Origin of the sequence: Microbacterium esteraromaticum (assembly GCF_016907315.1) — a bacterium.
Classification (GTDB): domain Bacteria; phylum Actinomycetota; class Actinomycetes; order Actinomycetales; family Microbacteriaceae; genus Microbacterium; species Microbacterium esteraromaticum.
The window spans coordinates 124,161-139,099 of the sequence record NZ_JAFBBS010000001.1 but is presented as its reverse complement, the minus strand read 5'-3'; the positions used below and the strand labels follow the sequence as shown (position 1 = coordinate 139,099).

The window sequence follows — 14,939 nt, the reverse complement described above, 5'->3', positions numbered from 1 at the left end:
AGCGCTCGTTAGAATTGACGCCGTCCAACCCAGAGGAGAGACATGCGGATCACGGGACTCGGCCATGCCGGGATGTTCATCGAGACGGCCGGCGGAAACATCATCTGCGACCCGGTCCTCGGTCCTTCGTTCTACGGCTCGTGGTTCCCGTTCCCCGACAACCGCGGCCTTGACTGGGAGCGCTTCGGACGCGACGCGGACTTCCTGTACATCTCGCACCGCCACCGTGATCACTTCGACCCGAAGCTGCTCGAGAAGTACATCTCGAAGGACATCGAGGTGCTGCTGCCCGAGTACGTCACCGACGACCTCGAAGTCGACATCCGCAAGCTCGGCTACAACAACATCACCTACGCGCCCGCCGGCCAGGTGATCGAGCGCGGCGACCTGAAGATCATGATCACCCCGTTGCGCGCGCCGAGCGACGGCCCGATCGGCGACTCCTCCCTGAGCGTCGACGACGGCACGGCGTCGATCCTCAACCAGAACGATTCGCACCCGCTCGATCTCGAGGCGCTGCTCTCGTTCGGCAAGCCCGAGGCCTACTTCACCCAGGTCTCCGGAGCGATCTGGTGGCCCATGGTCTACGACCTGCCGCAGGACGCCAAGCAGAAGTTCGCCGGGCTGAAGCGCGATGCGCAGAACAAGCGGGCGATGTACTACATCGAGAAGGTCGACGCCCCGCACGTCTTCCCGATGGCGGGACCGCCCATGTTCCTGCGCGAAGAGCTCTTCCAGTACAACGGCAAGGGCCAGAACGACGACTCGATCTTCACGGATCAGAAGGAGTTCCTGGCGCACATGAAGGAGCTGGCACCGCAGTACGACGGCCATCTCTTCATCCCCGGCACCGTGGTCGAGATGAACCACGGCGAGCTGAACGTCTCGCAGAGCCTCTACACCCAGGCCGAGATCGACCACATCTTCGACGACAAGTGGGAGTACCTGGCCGAGCAGAAGGCCACGCGGCAGCAGGAGATCATCGACGAGGAGGCCACCCGCGCGGCGGTCATTCCGCCGGATGAAATGCTCGCTGCGATCAAGGAGTGGTGGGAGCCGCTTCTGAAGAAGTCGCGCACCATCCGTCTCGGCGTCGGCGGCAACGTGCGCTTCAAGATCGGCGACCTCGACATGGTCGTCGACTTCCCCAAGGCGAAGGTCCGCGAGTACGCGGGCGAGGAGTGCATCTACTGGTACACGATCCCTGCTGACCTCGTCTCGACGAACATCCGCGACCACGAGATCGACTGGTCGAACTCGATCTTCCTGTCGATGCAGTTCTCGGTGGGGCGCAGCGGCAAGTTCAACGAGTTCCTGACGACGTTCCTCAAGTGCCTCTCGGTCGACCGCATCGAGTACGTCGAGAACTGGTATCAGGAGCAGACCGACCAGACCGAGGACGCCGAGATCGGCGACTGGATCGTGCAGCGACGGTGCCCGCACCTGCGCGCCGACCTCACCCGCACCGGCAAGATCGAGGACGGCATCCTGACCTGCTCGATGCACGACTGGAAGTGGGACCTCGCGACGGGCAAGTGCCTGACCACGACGGGACACCCGATCCGGGCGGAGCGCTGCCCTGTGACTGAGGACGCTCTGCGACTCGGCGCCTGACTCCGACTCGCGCAGGCGAGCATTCCCTGCGCTGACCCGGACAGTGCCCACGTCGACGCGACAGCACAGATGACGGCCTCGAGGATCGACCCACCGAGACGGCTGGTATACCAGCGGCGGCAGGAACGAATCGTTAGAATCGACTCATCACCGAACCTTTAAACCCGTCCTGAGAGGCGGAGAAGGGAAGTGGCCGATGTCTGTACGCACAGTGCTGCACGAAGCCGATATCACGCGCGCTCTTACGCGCATCGCGCACGAGATCCTCGAGTCCAACCGAGGCGCAGACGGTCTCGTCCTCCTCGGCATCCCGACCAGAGGAATCACGCTCGCAGAGCGACTCGGTCCGATCATCTCGGGCATCGCCGAGACGGACATCCCGGTGGGGTCGCTCGACATCACCCTGTTCCGCGATGATCTGTCGAAGCACCCCACGCGCGCCCCCAAGCGCACCGACATCCCCGCTGACGGCATCGACGGCAAGACGGTCGTGCTCGTCGACGACGTGCTCTTCTCGGGTCGCAGCATCCGTGCCGCCCTCGATGCGCTGCAGTCGATCGGCCGCCCCTCGGTCGTGCGTCTGGCGATCCTCGTCGACCGCGGTCATCGCGAGCTGCCCATCCGCCCCGACTTCGTGGGCAAGAACATCCCGTCGTCGCGATCGGAGCGCGTGAACGTGCGTCTGCGGGAACTCGACGGGTCGGATGAGGTGACGATCGAGTCATGAGGCACCTGCTCGACACGCGCACCCTCGATCGCCAGCAGGCGCTCCGCATCCTCGACGTCGCTGAGGACATGGCCGACACGCAGTCTCGGGAGGTCAAGAAGCTCCCGACCCTGCTCGGCAAGACCGTCGTGAACCTGTTCTTCGAGGACTCCACGCGCACCCGCATCTCGTTCGAGGCCGCCGCCAAGAGGCTCTCCGCGGACGTCATCAACTTCGCCGCCAAGGGGTCGAGCGTGTCGAAGGGCGAGAGCCTGAAAGACACCGCGCAGACGCTGGAGGCCATGGGGGCGGATGCCGTCGTCGTTCGTCATCCGGCATCCGGTGCCCCGCGGACCCTCGCGACCAGCGGCTGGATCTCGGCCGGCGTCGTCAACGCCGGAGACGGCACGCACGAGCACCCCACGCAGGCTCTGCTCGACGCGTTCACCATCCGCAAGCGCCGGTACGGACGCGACAGCCGCGGTCAGGACCTCGAGGGCCTGCGCGTCGTCATCGTCGGAGACGTCCTGCACTCGCGGGTCGCCCGATCGAACGTCTGGCTGCTCTCGCTGCTCGGCGCTGACGTCACCCTCGTGACGCCGCCGACGCTCGTGCCGCAGAACGTCACGCAGTGGCCGGTGCGCGTGCTCTACGATCTCGACGCAGCTCTCGCCGACGGGCCCGACGCCGTCATGATGCTGCGCATCCAGGCGGAGCGCATGCACGCCGCGTATTTCCCCACTGAGCGGGAGTATTCCCGCCTGTGGGGCCTGGACGCCGTCCGCGCGGCGACCCTCCCGGGCGATAGCATCGTGATGCACCCGGGGCCCATGAACCGTGGGCTGGAGATCTCATCCGAAGCCGCAGACTCGCCCCGCTCCACCGTGCTGGAGCAGGTCACCAACGGAGTCTCGGTGCGCATGGCCGTGCTCTACCTGCTGCTGGCAGGCGAGCGCAACGAAGAGGGGAAGTGAAATGAGCCAGACCCTCGTCATCGCAGGCGTCCAGCTGCTCGGGCGCGACAGCGCCGACATCGTGATCGAGAACGGCGTCATCGCCGAGATCGGCTCGGGCCTCACCAGATCGGGCGCGCGAGTGATCGATGCGGCCGGCCTGGTCGCGCTTCCCGGACTCGTCGACCTGCACACCCACCTGCGTGAGCCCGGCTTCGAGGCGTCGGAGACCGTGCTCACCGGCACGCGCGCCGCTGCCGCCGGTGGCTTCACCGCTGTCTTCGCCATGCCGAACACCCAGCCCGTCGCGGACACCGCCGGCGTCGTCGAGCAGGAGCTCGCCCTCGGCGAGGCGGCGGGCTACGCGACCGTGCAGCCCATCGGAGCCGTCACCGTCGGCCAGAAGGGCGAGCGCCTGGCTGAGCTCGGCGCGATGGCCGGGTCGCGAGCGCGGGTGCGCGTCTTCAGCGACGACGGCTTCTGCGTGTGGGATCCGCTCATCATGCGCCGCGCACTCGAGTACGTGAAGTCGTTCGACGGCGTCATCGCCCAGCACGCGCAGGACCCGCGTCTCACCGAGGGCGCCCAGATGAACGAGGGCATCGTCTCGGCTGAGCTGGGTCTGACCGGCTGGCCCGCCGTCGCGGAGGAGTCGATCATCGCCCGCGACGTGCTGCTCGCCGAGCACGTCGGCTCCCGCCTGCATGTCTGCCACCTCTCGACCGCAGGATCGGTCGACATCGTCCGCTGGGCCAAGAAGCGCGGCATCCGGGTGACCGCCGAAGTCACCCCGCACCACCTGCTGCTCACCGATGACCTCGTGCGCGACTATGACGCGCGCTACAAGGTCAACCCTCCGCTGCGCACGGCTGAGGACGTCATGGCGGTTCGCGAGGGTCTCGCCGACGGCACGATCGATATCGTGGCCACCGACCATGCCCCGCACCCGGCTGAGAACAAGGCCTGCGAGTGGCAGGCCGCGGCGAACGGCATGGTCGGGCTCGAGAGCGCACTGCGGGTCGTTCACCAGGCGATGGTCGAATCCGGTCAGCTCGACTGGACCGACGTCGCCCGGGTGATGAGTGCGGCGCCCGCGCAGATCGGTCGACTCGACGGTTTCGGCGCGCTCGAGGCAGGACGTCCCGCGCACGTCACGCTGTACGACCCCAGCGTGCCCGGTGTGTTCACCGAGGCCGACCTGCACGGGCGCAGCCGCAACTCCCCGTACCTCGGGCGCGAGCTGCCGGGGCGTGTGCAGTGGACCATCCACGGCGGCGTGGTGACGGTCGACGGGGGAGTGCTCGTCGAGGAGCTGGGCGAGTGAGCCGGGAGACCGCCGGTCTGATCATCGGCGTCGTCGCCGCGCTCATCCTGCTGACCATGTTCCTTGCATGGCGCAGAAGATTGCGACGCGACTCCGATCTCACTGCGCCCCTCGGCGTGCCCGAGCATGCCGAAGTGACAGACAGGCACGAGATCCTGTATGTGGCCACGACGAAGCACGACCAGCCTCTCGAGCGACTCGCGGTCAGCCCGCTGACCTACCGCGCGCGCGGAGAGCTCGTGCTCACCGATCGCGGCGTCGCGCTCAGCCTCGATGGCGCTCCGACCGTCTTCCTGGCATCCACCCGGCTCGCCGATGCCGACCGTGCCACCGTCGCCATCGACCGCGTCGTGGAGCGCGACGGTCTCATCCGCCTCGTGTGGCGGATCGCCGACGGCGTGCACGTCGACTCCTTCATCCGGCTCGCCTCCGGCGGGCCCGCAGACATCCTTCCGCAGCTCGTGCGCCTGTGCACGGCAGCGGAGAACGGAGAGAACTCATGACTTCCATCAACTCAGAGCCCGCCGTGCTCGTTCTCGAGGACGGCACCCGCTTCGAGGGCCGTGCCTACGGCGCACGCGGCACGACCCTCGGCGAGGTCGTCTTCGCCACCGGCATGTCCGGCTACCAGGAGACGCTGACCGACCCGTCGTACGCGGGCCAGATCGTCCTGCAGACCGCACCTCACATCGGCAACACCGGCATGAACCGCGAAGATGAGGAGTCGTCACGCATCTGGGTCGCCGGATACATCGTGCGCGACCCCGCCCGCCGGGTGTCGAACTGGCGCTCGGAGGAGTCCCTGGACGACGCCCTCGTGCGCGGTGGCATCGTCGGCATCAGCGGCATCGACACGCGCGCGCTGACCAGGCGGATCCGCGACACGGGTTCGATGCGCGGTGGCATCTTCTCGGGCGCCGACGCGGCGATGGATGCCGAGCAGCAGCTCCAGCGGGTGACCGCTGCTCCTGAGATGACCGGCCAGAACCTGTCGGCGACCGTCTCGGTCGCGGAGCCGGTCGTCATCCCGGCGAGCACCGAGCGCATCGGCAACGTCGCTGTGCTCGACCTCGGCGTCAAGCAGTCCACTCTCGACAACCTCGCCGCGCTCGGCTTCGACGTGCACGTGCTGCCGCAGTCCTCCTCGTTCGACGACATCGCGGCGGTCGAGCCGGACGGCGTGTTCTACTCGAACGGCCCCGGCGATCCCGCGGCATCCGATCAGCAGGTCGCCGTGCTCCGGCAGGTTCTCGACGCGCGCATCCCGTACTTCGGGATCTGCTTCGGCAACCAGCTGTTCGGCCGGGCCCTGGGCCTGGGCACCTACAAACTCACCTTCGGTCACCGCGGTCTCAACCAGCCCGTGATCGACAAGGCCACCGGACGCGTCGAGATCACCGCGCACAACCACGGCTTCGCGGTCGACGCGCCGATCGACGGCGAGTTCGACAGCCCCCACGGCTACGGACGCGCCGAGGTCAGCCACGTCGGCCTCAACGACCGGGTCGTCGAGGGCCTGCGGGCCCTCGACGTGCCCGCGTTCTCGGTGCAGTACCACCCCGAAGCGGCGGCAGGTCCGCACGACGCCCACTATCTGTTCAGTCGTTTCCGCGAGCTCGTGCTCGCCAACAAGAAGGGCGCCAACTGATGCCGAAGCGCGCAGACATCAATTCCGTCCTGGTCATCGGCTCTGGCCCGATCGTCATCGGCCAGGCATGCGAGTTCGACTACTCGGGAACCCAGGCCTGCCGGGTGCTGCGTGAGGAAGGCGTGCGCGTCATCCTCGTGAACTCGAACCCCGCCACGATCATGACCGACCCCGACTTCGCGGATGCGACGTACATCGAGCCGATCACTCCCGAGGTCATCGAGACGATCATCGCCAAGGAGAAGCCGGACGCGATCCTGCCGACCCTCGGCGGGCAGACCGCGCTGAACGCGGCCATGGCGCTGCACGAGCGCGGCATCCTCGAGAAGTACGACGTCGAGCTGATCGGCGCGAAGGTCGAGGCCATCCGCCGTGGTGAGGACCGCCAGGTCTTCAAGGAGCTCGTGCTCGAAGCGGGCGCCGACGTCGCCCGCTCCGTCATCTGCCACACCATGGACGAGCTGCTGGCGGGAGCCGACGAGCTGGGGTACCCGCTGGTCGTCCGACCGTCGTTCACCATGGGCGGTCTGGGTTCGGGCTTCGCCTACGACGAGGCGGACCTCCGCCGCATCGGCGGAGCGGGACTGCACGACTCGCCGACCAACGAGGTGCTCCTCGAGGAGTCGATCCTCGGATGGAAGGAGTACGAGCTCGAGCTGATGCGCGATACCGCCGACAACACGGTGGTCGTCTGCTCGATCGAGAACGTCGATCCGGTCGGCGTCCACACCGGCGACTCGATCACCGTGGCTCCGGCGCTCACGCTCACCGACCGCGAGTACCAGAAGATGCGCGACATCTCGATCGACATCATCCGCTCGGTCGGAGTCGACACCGGCGGCTGCAACATCCAGTTCGCGGTCGATCCGACCAATGGGCGCATCATCGTCATCGAGATGAACCCGCGAGTCTCCCGCTCTTCGGCACTCGCCTCGAAGGCCACGGGCTTCCCCATCGCGAAGCTCGCCGCCAAGCTCGCTCTCGGCTACCGCCTCGACGAGATCCCGAACGACATCACCGGCGTGACGCCTGCGAGCTTCGAGCCGACTCTCGACTACGTCGTGGTGAAGGTGCCCCGCTTCGCGTTCGAGAAGTTCCCGGCCGCCGACGCCACGCTCACCACCACCATGAAGTCGGTCGGCGAGGCCATGGCCATCGGCCGCAACTACACCACCGCGCTGCAGAAGGCGCTGCGCTCGCTCGAGAAGCGGGGGTCCAGCTTCCACTGGGGCGAGGAGAGCCGCACGGTCGACGAGCTGCTCGAGATCTCGAAGACCCCGACGGACGGGCGCATCGTCGTGCTGCAGCAGGCGCTGCGCAAGGGTGCGACGATCGAGCAGGCCTTCGAGGCGACGGCCATGGACCCGTGGTTCCTCGACCAGATCGTCCTGATCAACGAGGTCGCTGAAGCCGTGGCGTCCGCCGACGAGCTCGACGCCGCGACGCTGCGGCACGCGAAGGAGCACGGCTTCTCGGATCTTCAGATCGCTGAGCTGCGCGGCCTGGGCGAGGCGGAGGTCCGCCGCATCCGTCACGGCTTCGATGTGCGTCCGGTCTTCAAGACCGTCGACACCTGCGCCGGCGAGTTCCCCGCGCTCACCCCGTACCACTACTCGAGCTACGACTTCGAGACAGAGGTCGCGCCGTCGGACCGCACCAAGGTCGTCATCATCGGCTCGGGGCCCAACCGCATCGGTCAGGGCGTCGAGTTCGACTACTCGTGCGTGCATGCCTCCTTCGCACTGTCGGACGCCGGTTATGAGACCGTCATGGTCAACTGCAACCCCGAGACGGTCTCGACCGACTACGACACCTCCGACCGGCTGTACTTCGAGCCGCTGACCCTCGAGGACGTGCTCGAGGTGCTCGACGCGGAGGCGCGCAGCGGCACGATCCTCGGCGTCGTCTGCCAGCTCGGCGGTCAGACTCCGCTGGGTCTCGCGAAGGGCATCGAGGCAGCGGGGTACACGGTGCTGGGCACGAGCCCCGCTGCGATCGATCTGGCCGAGGAGCGCGAGCTCTTCGCCCGCCTGCTCGATGACGCGGGCCTGGTCGCCCCGCGCAACGGAACGGCGATCGACGTCGACGGTGCCGTGCGCATCGCGGAGGACATCGGCTACCCGGTGCTCGTGCGCCCGAGCTTCGTGCTCGGCGGACGCGGCATGGAGATCGTCTACGACACCGCTTCGCTGCGCGAGTACTTCGTCCGCACCGCCGGCGAGGTCGTGATCGAGGAGGGCAAGCCGCTGCTCGTGGATCGCTTCCTCGACGACGCGATCGAGCTCGACGTCGACGCGCTGTACGACGGCACCGACCTCTACATCGGCGGTGTCATGGAGCACCTGGAGGAGGCGGGAATCCACTCCGGCGACTCGAGCTGCACCCTGCCCCCGGTCTCGCTCGGACGCACGGATGTCGACCGCGTCCGCACCGCGACGCTCGCCATCGCCGAGGGCGTGGGAGTGCGAGGCCTGCTGAACGTGCAGTTCGCGATCAGCGCCGGCGTGCTGTACGTGATCGAGGCGAACCCGCGCGCCAGCCGCACCGTGCCCTTCGTGTCGAAGGCCCTGGGCATCCCGATGGCGAAGGCGGCGAGCCGCCTGATGGCGGGTGCCACCATCGCCGAGCTGATCGATGAGGGCATGCTGCCTGCTCAGGACGGCTCCCGCGTGCCGCTGGGTGCGCCGGTCGCAGTGAAGGAGGCCGTGCTGCCGTTCAAGCGGTTCCGCACGCACGACGGCAAGGTCGTCGACTCGGTGCTCGGTCCTGAGATGCGCTCGACGGGCGAGGTCATGGGCATCGACCGGGACTTCCCGACCGCATTCGCGAAGAGCCAGTCGGCCGCGTACGGCGGCATGCCGACCTCCGGAACCGTGTTCATCTCGGTCGCCGACTCCGACAAGCGCGACGTCATCCTGCCCGCGCACCGACTGCAGCAGCTGGGCTTCGATCTCATCGCCACCGAAGGCACCGCCGAGATCCTCAGCCGCAACGGCATCACGGCTCGGGTGGTGCCGAAGTTCAGCGAGACGCAGGAGAGCGGTGAGCGCAACATCGTCGACCTGATCAATGACGGAGAGATCGACATCGTCGTGAACACGCCAGGCGGCGGTTCGGCTCGCGCGGACGGATACGAGATCCGCGCCGCGGCTGTCGCCGCCGACAAGGCGCTGTTCACCACCATGGCCGTGCTCGGTGCCGCGGTCACGGGTATGGACGCCACGCAGTCCGGCTTCGAGGTGCGCAGCCTGCAGGAGTACGCCCTCGATCGTGCGGCCACGCGATGAGCGACTCGTTCGGGGTGAGGCTGCGCACGGCGATGGACCGGTTCGGTCCGCTGTGCGTCGGCATCGACCCGCATGCGGCCCTGCTGGATCAGTGGGGCCTCGGGCAGGACGCCGATGGGCTGCGTGCGTTCGGCCTCGGCGTGGTGGACGCCGCGGCCGGGCGCGCGGGTGTGGTGAAGCCTCAGGTGGCCTTCTTCGAGCGCTTCGGCTCGCGTGGGTTCGCCGCCTTGGAGGATGTGATGGGCGCGGCCAGGGATGCCGGCCTGCTCGTTCTCGCCGACGCGAAACGGGGTGACATCGGCTCGACCATGGCCGGCTATGCATCGGCGTGGCTGGAGCCGGGTTCGCCGCTCGAGTCCGACGCGGTCACGATCAGCCCGTACCTCGGCCCCGAGTCGCTGCGCGACACGCTCGCCGCGGCGGTCCACGCCGACAAGGGCGTTTTCGTTCTCGCGGCGACGAGCAACCCGGAGGCGGCGGCACTGCAGACCGCCCGCACGGTCGACGTCGCTGCGACGGAGGAGCAGACCGTCGCGGCGCGGGTGGCCCGTGATGTCACCTGGGTCAACCACTCGGCCGCCTTCGCCGGCGGACTCGGGCCGGTCGGACTCGTGGTCGGCGCGACCGTCGACCGTGCAGAGGTCGGTCTGGACGACGCCCTGCTCGTCGACACGCCGATTCTCGCGCCGGGCTTCGGCGCTCAGGGCGCGACAGAAGACGACCTGATCCCGCGGTTCGGCGCGGTGGCGCGCAATGTGCTCGCGAGCGAGAGCCGAAGCATCCTTCGGGCGGGTCCCGCCGGCATCGCCGAGGAGATCAGAATCCGAAACCTGCGCTACCAGGAGGTCCTCCGTGCCTGAACGTCCTGCCGTCCCCGACGTCGATCGTGTCGCCGCGTCGCGCCGCGCTCTCGAGCGTCGTCGTGCGCGCGCCGCTCTGAAGCGGGATCTGAGCACCCGAGTGATCGCACCTCAGACCGTCCTGCATCGCGCCACCGAGGATGCCGAGTCCGACGCCGCCACGATGCGCGTCACGGACTTCCTCATGGCGCTGCCCGCCATCGGCGCCGGCAAACGCGATCGCATCCTCGAAGAGCTGCACATCGCACCCGTGAAGAGACTCGGTGGACTGGGTGTGCGTCAGCGCGTCGCGCTCAGCGCCTGGCTCGACGAGCGCTTCCCGCCGCACCGCCCCCGCCCGGCCCGCAGCCGGCTGCTCGTGCTCGCGGGGCCCACGGCCGTCGGCAAGGGGACTGTGGCCGCGCACATCCGCGAGACTCACCCCGAGATCCACCTGTCGGTCTCGGCGACCACCCGGGCGCCCCGGCCCGGGGAGGTCGACGGAGTCCACTACTACTTCGTCGACGACGCCGAGTTCGACCGGCTCATCGCCGACAAGCAGCTGCTCGAGTACGCCGTGGTGCACAACAAGCACCGGTACGGCACGCCGCGCAGACCCGTCGACGCCGCCCTCGCCGAAGGCAGGACTGTGCTGCTCGAGATAGATCTTCAGGGTGCGAGGCAGGTGCGCGCGGCCGAGCCGACGGCATCCCTCGTCTTCCTGCTGCCGCCGAGCTGGGACGAACTGGTGCAGCGACTCGTCGGTCGAGGCACCGAGGATGCCGAGGAACGCGCCCGACGGCTTCGCACCGCGAGGGTCGAACTGGCCGCGCAGAACGAGTTCGATTACCTGGTCGTGAACGCCGACGTCGCCACCGCGGCCGAAGAGGTCGTAGAATTGGCGACAGACTCTGCGCGCTGATCCGCGCGCGCTCTCATCCACCGCTTCCCGACGACTCCGTCGGCTGACCAGGAGGTCCACCATGGCCGGACACAACAACGGCATCATCGACCCGCCCATCGACAACCTGCTGGAGCGCGTCGAGTCGAAGTACGAGCTCGTGATCTACGCGTCGAAGCGCGCTCGTCAGATCAACGACTACTACTCCGACCTGCACGAGGGAAACCTCTTCGACAACGTCGGTCCGCTGGTCGACTCGTCGGTCGAGGACAAGCCCCTCACGATCGCTCTGCACGAGATCAACGAGGACAAGCTGCGCATCCGCCACGCTGAGTGATCCTCTTCGCACTGTGAGCCGCCGACGTCCCCACCCGGATCTCGGCGGCTCCATGCACACTGGCGTCGAGCCCGCCCCGGCTCCGCCCCACGAACCCGTTTTGGAGCACCGATGAGCGCGCTGCGCCTGTTCACGTCCGAGTCCGTCACCGAAGGACACCCCGACAAGATCTGCGACCAGATCTCCGACAGCATCCTCGACGGTCTGCTCGCCGTCGATCGGGACTCCCGCGTCGCAGTCGAGACCCTGGTCACCACCGGTCTCGTTCACGTCGCCGGTGAGATCCGCACCGAGGGCTACGTCGACATCCCGACCATCGTCCGCGATGTCGTGAACGGCATCGGGTACACCTCGAGCGACACGGGCTTCGACGGATCGTCGTGCGGTGTCAGCATCTCCGTGGGCGAGCAGTCGGCCGACATCGCGAACGGCGTCGACCAGGCGCAGGAGCACCGCGACGGCGGCTCGACCGACCCTCGCGACGAACTCGGCGCCGGCGACCAGGGCATCATGTTCGGCTTCGCGACCAACGAGACGCCGCAGCTCATGCCGATGGCCGCCTGGACGGCGCACCGCATCGCGGAGCGCCTCACGGAGGTGCGACGCTCGGGTGAGCTGGCGTTCCTGCGCCCCGACGGGAAGACCCAGGTCACACTCGGCTACGACGGCTTCACGCCGAAGACCGTCGACGCCGTCGTGCTCTCGACGCAGCACCACCCCGACATCTCGCAGGACGAGCTGAAGCACCTGGTGCGATCGACGGTCATCGACCCAGTGCTCGAGCAGACCGGTCTCGACCTCGCCGACGACCTGAAGTACTACATCAACCCGGCCGGCCCCTTTGTCACCGGCGGGCCGAAGGGCGATGCAGGACTCACCGGTCGCAAGATCATCATCGACACCTACGGCGGCGCTGCCCGGCATGGTGGCGGTGCCTTCAGCGGCAAGGACCCGTCGAAGGTCGACCGCTCCGGTGCTTACGCGATGCGCTGGGTGGCCAAGAACGTCGTCGCCGCGGGTCTCGCAGACCGTGCCGAGGTGCAGGTCGCATACGCGATCGGCGTCGCACGCCCCGTCGGCCTGTACGTCGAGACCTTCGGCACGGGGCGGGTGTCTGAAGAGACCATCACCGAGGCGATCTCGACGGTGTTCGACCTGCGACCTCAGGCCATCATCGAGGAGCTCGATCTGCTGCGCCCGATCTACGCGCAGACCGCCGCCTACGGCCACTTCGGGCGCGAGCTGCCGGACTTCACCTGGGAGCGCACCGACCGCGCCGACGATCTGCGCCGCGCCGCCGGGCTCTGAGGCCGGCGTGTCCGACGCTCGTGCTGAGCGAGTGCCGGCGGCCCGCGAAGAGGGGCGCCGCATCGCGCGGGTTCTGATCGACTCGCCGCTGCCGCAGCTCGACCGGCTGTTCGACTACGAGCTGCCTCTCGAGCTGGGCGACGTCGCACCGGGTGTGCGCATCAAGGCGCCGCTGCGCACGGCCGGTCGCGTCGTCGACGGCTTCGTCGTGGAGATCGGTGTGGAGTCGGATGCCACCCGCTCGCTCTCGAAGATCGAGAGCGTGGTCTCGCCTGCAGTCGTGATGCCCGAGCGGCTCTACCGCCTGGCGCGCCGCGCGGCGGACCGGGCCGCGGGCTCGGCGTCGGACATCCTCCGTCTCGCGATCCCCAAGCGGCAGGTGCGAGTCGAGAAGGCCTGGGCACCGGTGGACGAGCCCGTGGCCATCGACCCGGATGCCCTGGCCCGAGCCGATGAGATCATCGACCGCTACCAGGGCCTGGGCGAGACGATCGCCGACGCCGGCCGTGCAGCGGTCGAGGCCATCCCCGTGCAGGACGGCTCTCGCCCCGGATGGGCCGCGCTGCTGGCTGCCGTTGCCACCGCCCAATTGGGGGAGGGGCGCTCGAGCGTGCTCGTCGTACCCGACTACCGCGATCAGGAGCTGCTTCTCGCTGCGCTGGAAGCGCTCGTTCCGTCTGAGGCTGTCGTGCGGCACGATGCGCGACAGCCGAACCCCGACCGCTATCGCGCGTTCCTGCGGACTCTCGACGACGCGCCCTGCATCGTCGTCGGCAACCGGTCGGCCGTGTACTCACCCGCACGCGCGGGCCTCGTCGCGATCTGGGACGACGCAGATGCTCTGCTGGCTGAGCCCCTGGCGCCCTACGTGCATGCGCGTGACGCTGCCCTGATCCGTCAGGAGCAGGAGGGCAGCGCGCTGCTGCTGGTCTCGCACACCCGCTCGACCGACGTCGAGCGACTGGTGCAGAACGGATGGCTGCGCGACATCACCGCGGCGAGACGGGTCATCCCGAATGTGCGGCTGAGCACACCTCAGGAACTCGAGCGCACCATGGGGCAGCGGGTGCCGTCGAGCGCCTTCGCCACTGCGCGTGCCGCGGCCGCGGAGGGGCCCGTGCTGGTTCAGGTCGCCCGCCCCGGCTTCTCGCCGACCCTCGTCTGCGCCAGCTGTCGGCTCCCTGCACGGTGCCGACAGTGCGGCGGCCCGCTCGGTGCCCAGCGCCGGGGAGCCGTGCCTGTGTGCGGATGGTGCGGTCGCTCGGCGCACTCCTGGCGCTGCGTGGAGTGCTCATCCGATCAGGTCCGGCTGGCGTCGTCCGGTACCGAGCGCACGGCGGACGAGCTCGGGCGCGCATTCCCCGGTGTCCGGGTCATCGTGTCCGACGGTTCGCACCCCGTGCAGCATGTCGACGACCGCCCCGCCCTGGTGGTCGCGACGCGCGGCGCCGAGCCGGTAGCCGCGGGCGGGTATCGCGCCGTCATCCTCCTCGATGGCGCGCGCATGCTGCAGGCCCCCGACCTGCGGATCGGGGAGTCGTGCCTGCGGTGGTGGTCCAACGCCGCTGCCCTCGCCTCGCCCGGCGCGCCCGTGCATCTCGTCGGCGTCGACGGCCCGGTCGCGCGTGCCCTGGCAACCTGGTCGGGCGCAGCCTATGCGCGCTCGGAGCTGGATGCCCGGATGCCGCTGCACATGCCGCCGACCGCCCGGTTCGCCCAGATCGAGGGCATCCCTGCATCCGTACGTGGAGCGCTCGACGCGCTCTCGGAGATCGGCATTCCCGCGGATGCCGTACTCGGCCCTGTGCCGACAGGCGACGACGGGCGCGTCCGCGCCCTCGTGCGCTTCCCCTATGCCGCAGGCCAGAGCGTTGCAGACACGCTGCGCGCAAGCGTCGTCGCCGACGCCGCTCAGAGCCGCCGAGGCCGAGGACGGCAGCGGATCCCCCTCGCCGTCCACCTCGATATCCTCGAACCGGACATCTGATCACCGACCCTCGCTCGACCGACCGGAGAACCTTT

12 protein-coding genes are annotated in these 14,939 nt (G+C 68.6%); all 12 read left to right on the top strand.

Going from position 1 to position 14,939, the window contains the following annotated elements; genetic code table 11:
* Window positions 1–42: 42 nt before the first annotated feature.
* Window positions 43–1,614 (top strand): Rieske 2Fe-2S domain-containing protein, encoded by a 1,572-nt coding sequence (locus JOE67_RS00685; RefSeq protein WP_204973657.1) that lies wholly within the window; start codon window positions 43–45, stop codon window positions 1,612–1,614.
* 196 nt (window positions 1,615–1,810) lie between these two features.
* Window positions 1,811–2,341 carry a bifunctional pyr operon transcriptional regulator/uracil phosphoribosyltransferase PyrR gene (gene pyrR / locus JOE67_RS00680; protein ID WP_204973656.1) on the top strand — a complete coding sequence of 177 codons (531 nt, stop codon included), beginning with the start codon at window positions 1,811–1,813 and terminating at the stop codon, window positions 2,339–2,341.
* Window positions 2,338–3,294 carry an aspartate carbamoyltransferase catalytic subunit gene (locus JOE67_RS00675; RefSeq protein ID WP_204973655.1) on the top strand — a complete coding sequence of 319 codons (957 nt, stop codon included), beginning with the start codon at window positions 2,338–2,340 and terminating at the stop codon, window positions 3,292–3,294. The genes pyrR and JOE67_RS00675 overlap by 4 nt, the downstream gene beginning before the upstream one ends.
* Window position 3,295: 1 nt before the next feature.
* Window positions 3,296–4,597 (top strand): dihydroorotase, encoded by a 1,302-nt coding sequence (locus JOE67_RS00670; RefSeq protein ID WP_204973654.1) that lies wholly within the window; start codon window positions 3,296–3,298, stop codon window positions 4,595–4,597.
* Window positions 4,594–5,100 carry a PH-like domain-containing protein gene (locus JOE67_RS00665; RefSeq protein WP_204973653.1) on the top strand — a complete coding sequence of 169 codons (507 nt, stop codon included), beginning with the start codon at window positions 4,594–4,596 and terminating at the stop codon, window positions 5,098–5,100. The genes JOE67_RS00670 and JOE67_RS00665 overlap by 4 nt, the downstream gene beginning before the upstream one ends.
* Window positions 5,097–6,245 carry a glutamine-hydrolyzing carbamoyl-phosphate synthase small subunit gene (gene carA, locus JOE67_RS00660; protein ID WP_204973652.1) on the top strand — a complete coding sequence of 383 codons (1,149 nt, stop codon included), beginning with the start codon at window positions 5,097–5,099 and terminating at the stop codon, window positions 6,243–6,245. The genes JOE67_RS00665 and carA overlap by 4 nt, the downstream gene beginning before the upstream one ends.
* A complete protein-coding gene (gene carB, locus JOE67_RS00655) occupies window positions 6,245–9,532 on the top strand; it encodes a carbamoyl-phosphate synthase large subunit (protein WP_204973651.1) in 3,288 nt (1,095 codons plus the stop codon). Before carA ends, carB begins: the two co-directional genes overlap by 1 nt.
* Entirely contained in the window at window positions 9,529–10,392 is an 864-nt protein-coding gene (gene pyrF / locus JOE67_RS00650; protein WP_204973650.1) for an orotidine-5'-phosphate decarboxylase, read from the top strand. The genes carB and pyrF overlap by 4 nt, the downstream gene beginning before the upstream one ends.
* Window positions 10,385–11,293 carry a guanylate kinase gene (gmk, locus tag JOE67_RS00645; RefSeq protein ID WP_338041445.1) on the top strand — a complete coding sequence of 303 codons (909 nt, stop codon included), beginning with the start codon at window positions 10,385–10,387 and terminating at the stop codon, window positions 11,291–11,293. The genes pyrF and gmk overlap by 8 nt, the downstream gene beginning before the upstream one ends.
* Before the next feature lie 61 nt (window positions 11,294–11,354).
* Complete coding sequence (rpoZ, locus tag JOE67_RS00640; protein WP_099195959.1) at window positions 11,355–11,609, top strand: DNA-directed RNA polymerase subunit omega; 255 nt, start codon at window positions 11,355–11,357, stop codon at window positions 11,607–11,609.
* 111 nt (window positions 11,610–11,720) lie between these two features.
* On the top strand, window positions 11,721–12,917 hold the full coding sequence (gene metK, locus JOE67_RS00635) for a methionine adenosyltransferase (protein WP_204973648.1): 1,197 nt from the start codon (window positions 11,721–11,723) through the stop codon (window positions 12,915–12,917).
* Between the two features lie 7 nt (window positions 12,918–12,924).
* Complete coding sequence (locus JOE67_RS00630) at window positions 12,925–14,904, top strand: primosomal protein N' family DNA-binding protein (protein WP_338041444.1); 1,980 nt, start codon at window positions 12,925–12,927, stop codon at window positions 14,902–14,904.
* Window positions 14,905–14,939: the final 35 nt, after the last annotated feature.

Bases quoted from the DNA above. Each gene is read 5' to 3' on its own strand.
- JOE67_RS00685 (WP_204973657.1), top strand. From the start codon at position 43: ATGCGGATCACGGGACTCGGCCATGCCGGGATGTTCATCGAGACGGCC.
- pyrR (WP_204973656.1), top strand. From the start codon at position 1,811: ATGTCTGTACGCACAGTGCTGCACGAAGCCGATATCACGCGCGCTCTT.
- JOE67_RS00675 (WP_204973655.1), top strand. From the start codon at position 2,338: ATGAGGCACCTGCTCGACACGCGCACCCTCGATCGCCAGCAGGCGCTC.
- JOE67_RS00670 (WP_204973654.1), top strand. From the start codon at position 3,296: ATGAGCCAGACCCTCGTCATCGCAGGCGTCCAGCTGCTCGGGCGCGAC.
- carA (WP_204973652.1), top strand. From the start codon at position 5,097: ATGACTTCCATCAACTCAGAGCCCGCCGTGCTCGTTCTCGAGGACGGC.
- carB (WP_204973651.1), top strand. From the start codon at position 6,245: ATGCCGAAGCGCGCAGACATCAATTCCGTCCTGGTCATCGGCTCTGGC.
- pyrF (WP_204973650.1), top strand. From the start codon at position 9,529: ATGAGCGACTCGTTCGGGGTGAGGCTGCGCACGGCGATGGACCGGTTC.
- rpoZ (WP_099195959.1), top strand. From the start codon at position 11,355: ATGGCCGGACACAACAACGGCATCATCGACCCGCCCATCGACAACCTG.
- metK (WP_204973648.1), top strand. From the start codon at position 11,721: ATGAGCGCGCTGCGCCTGTTCACGTCCGAGTCCGTCACCGAAGGACAC.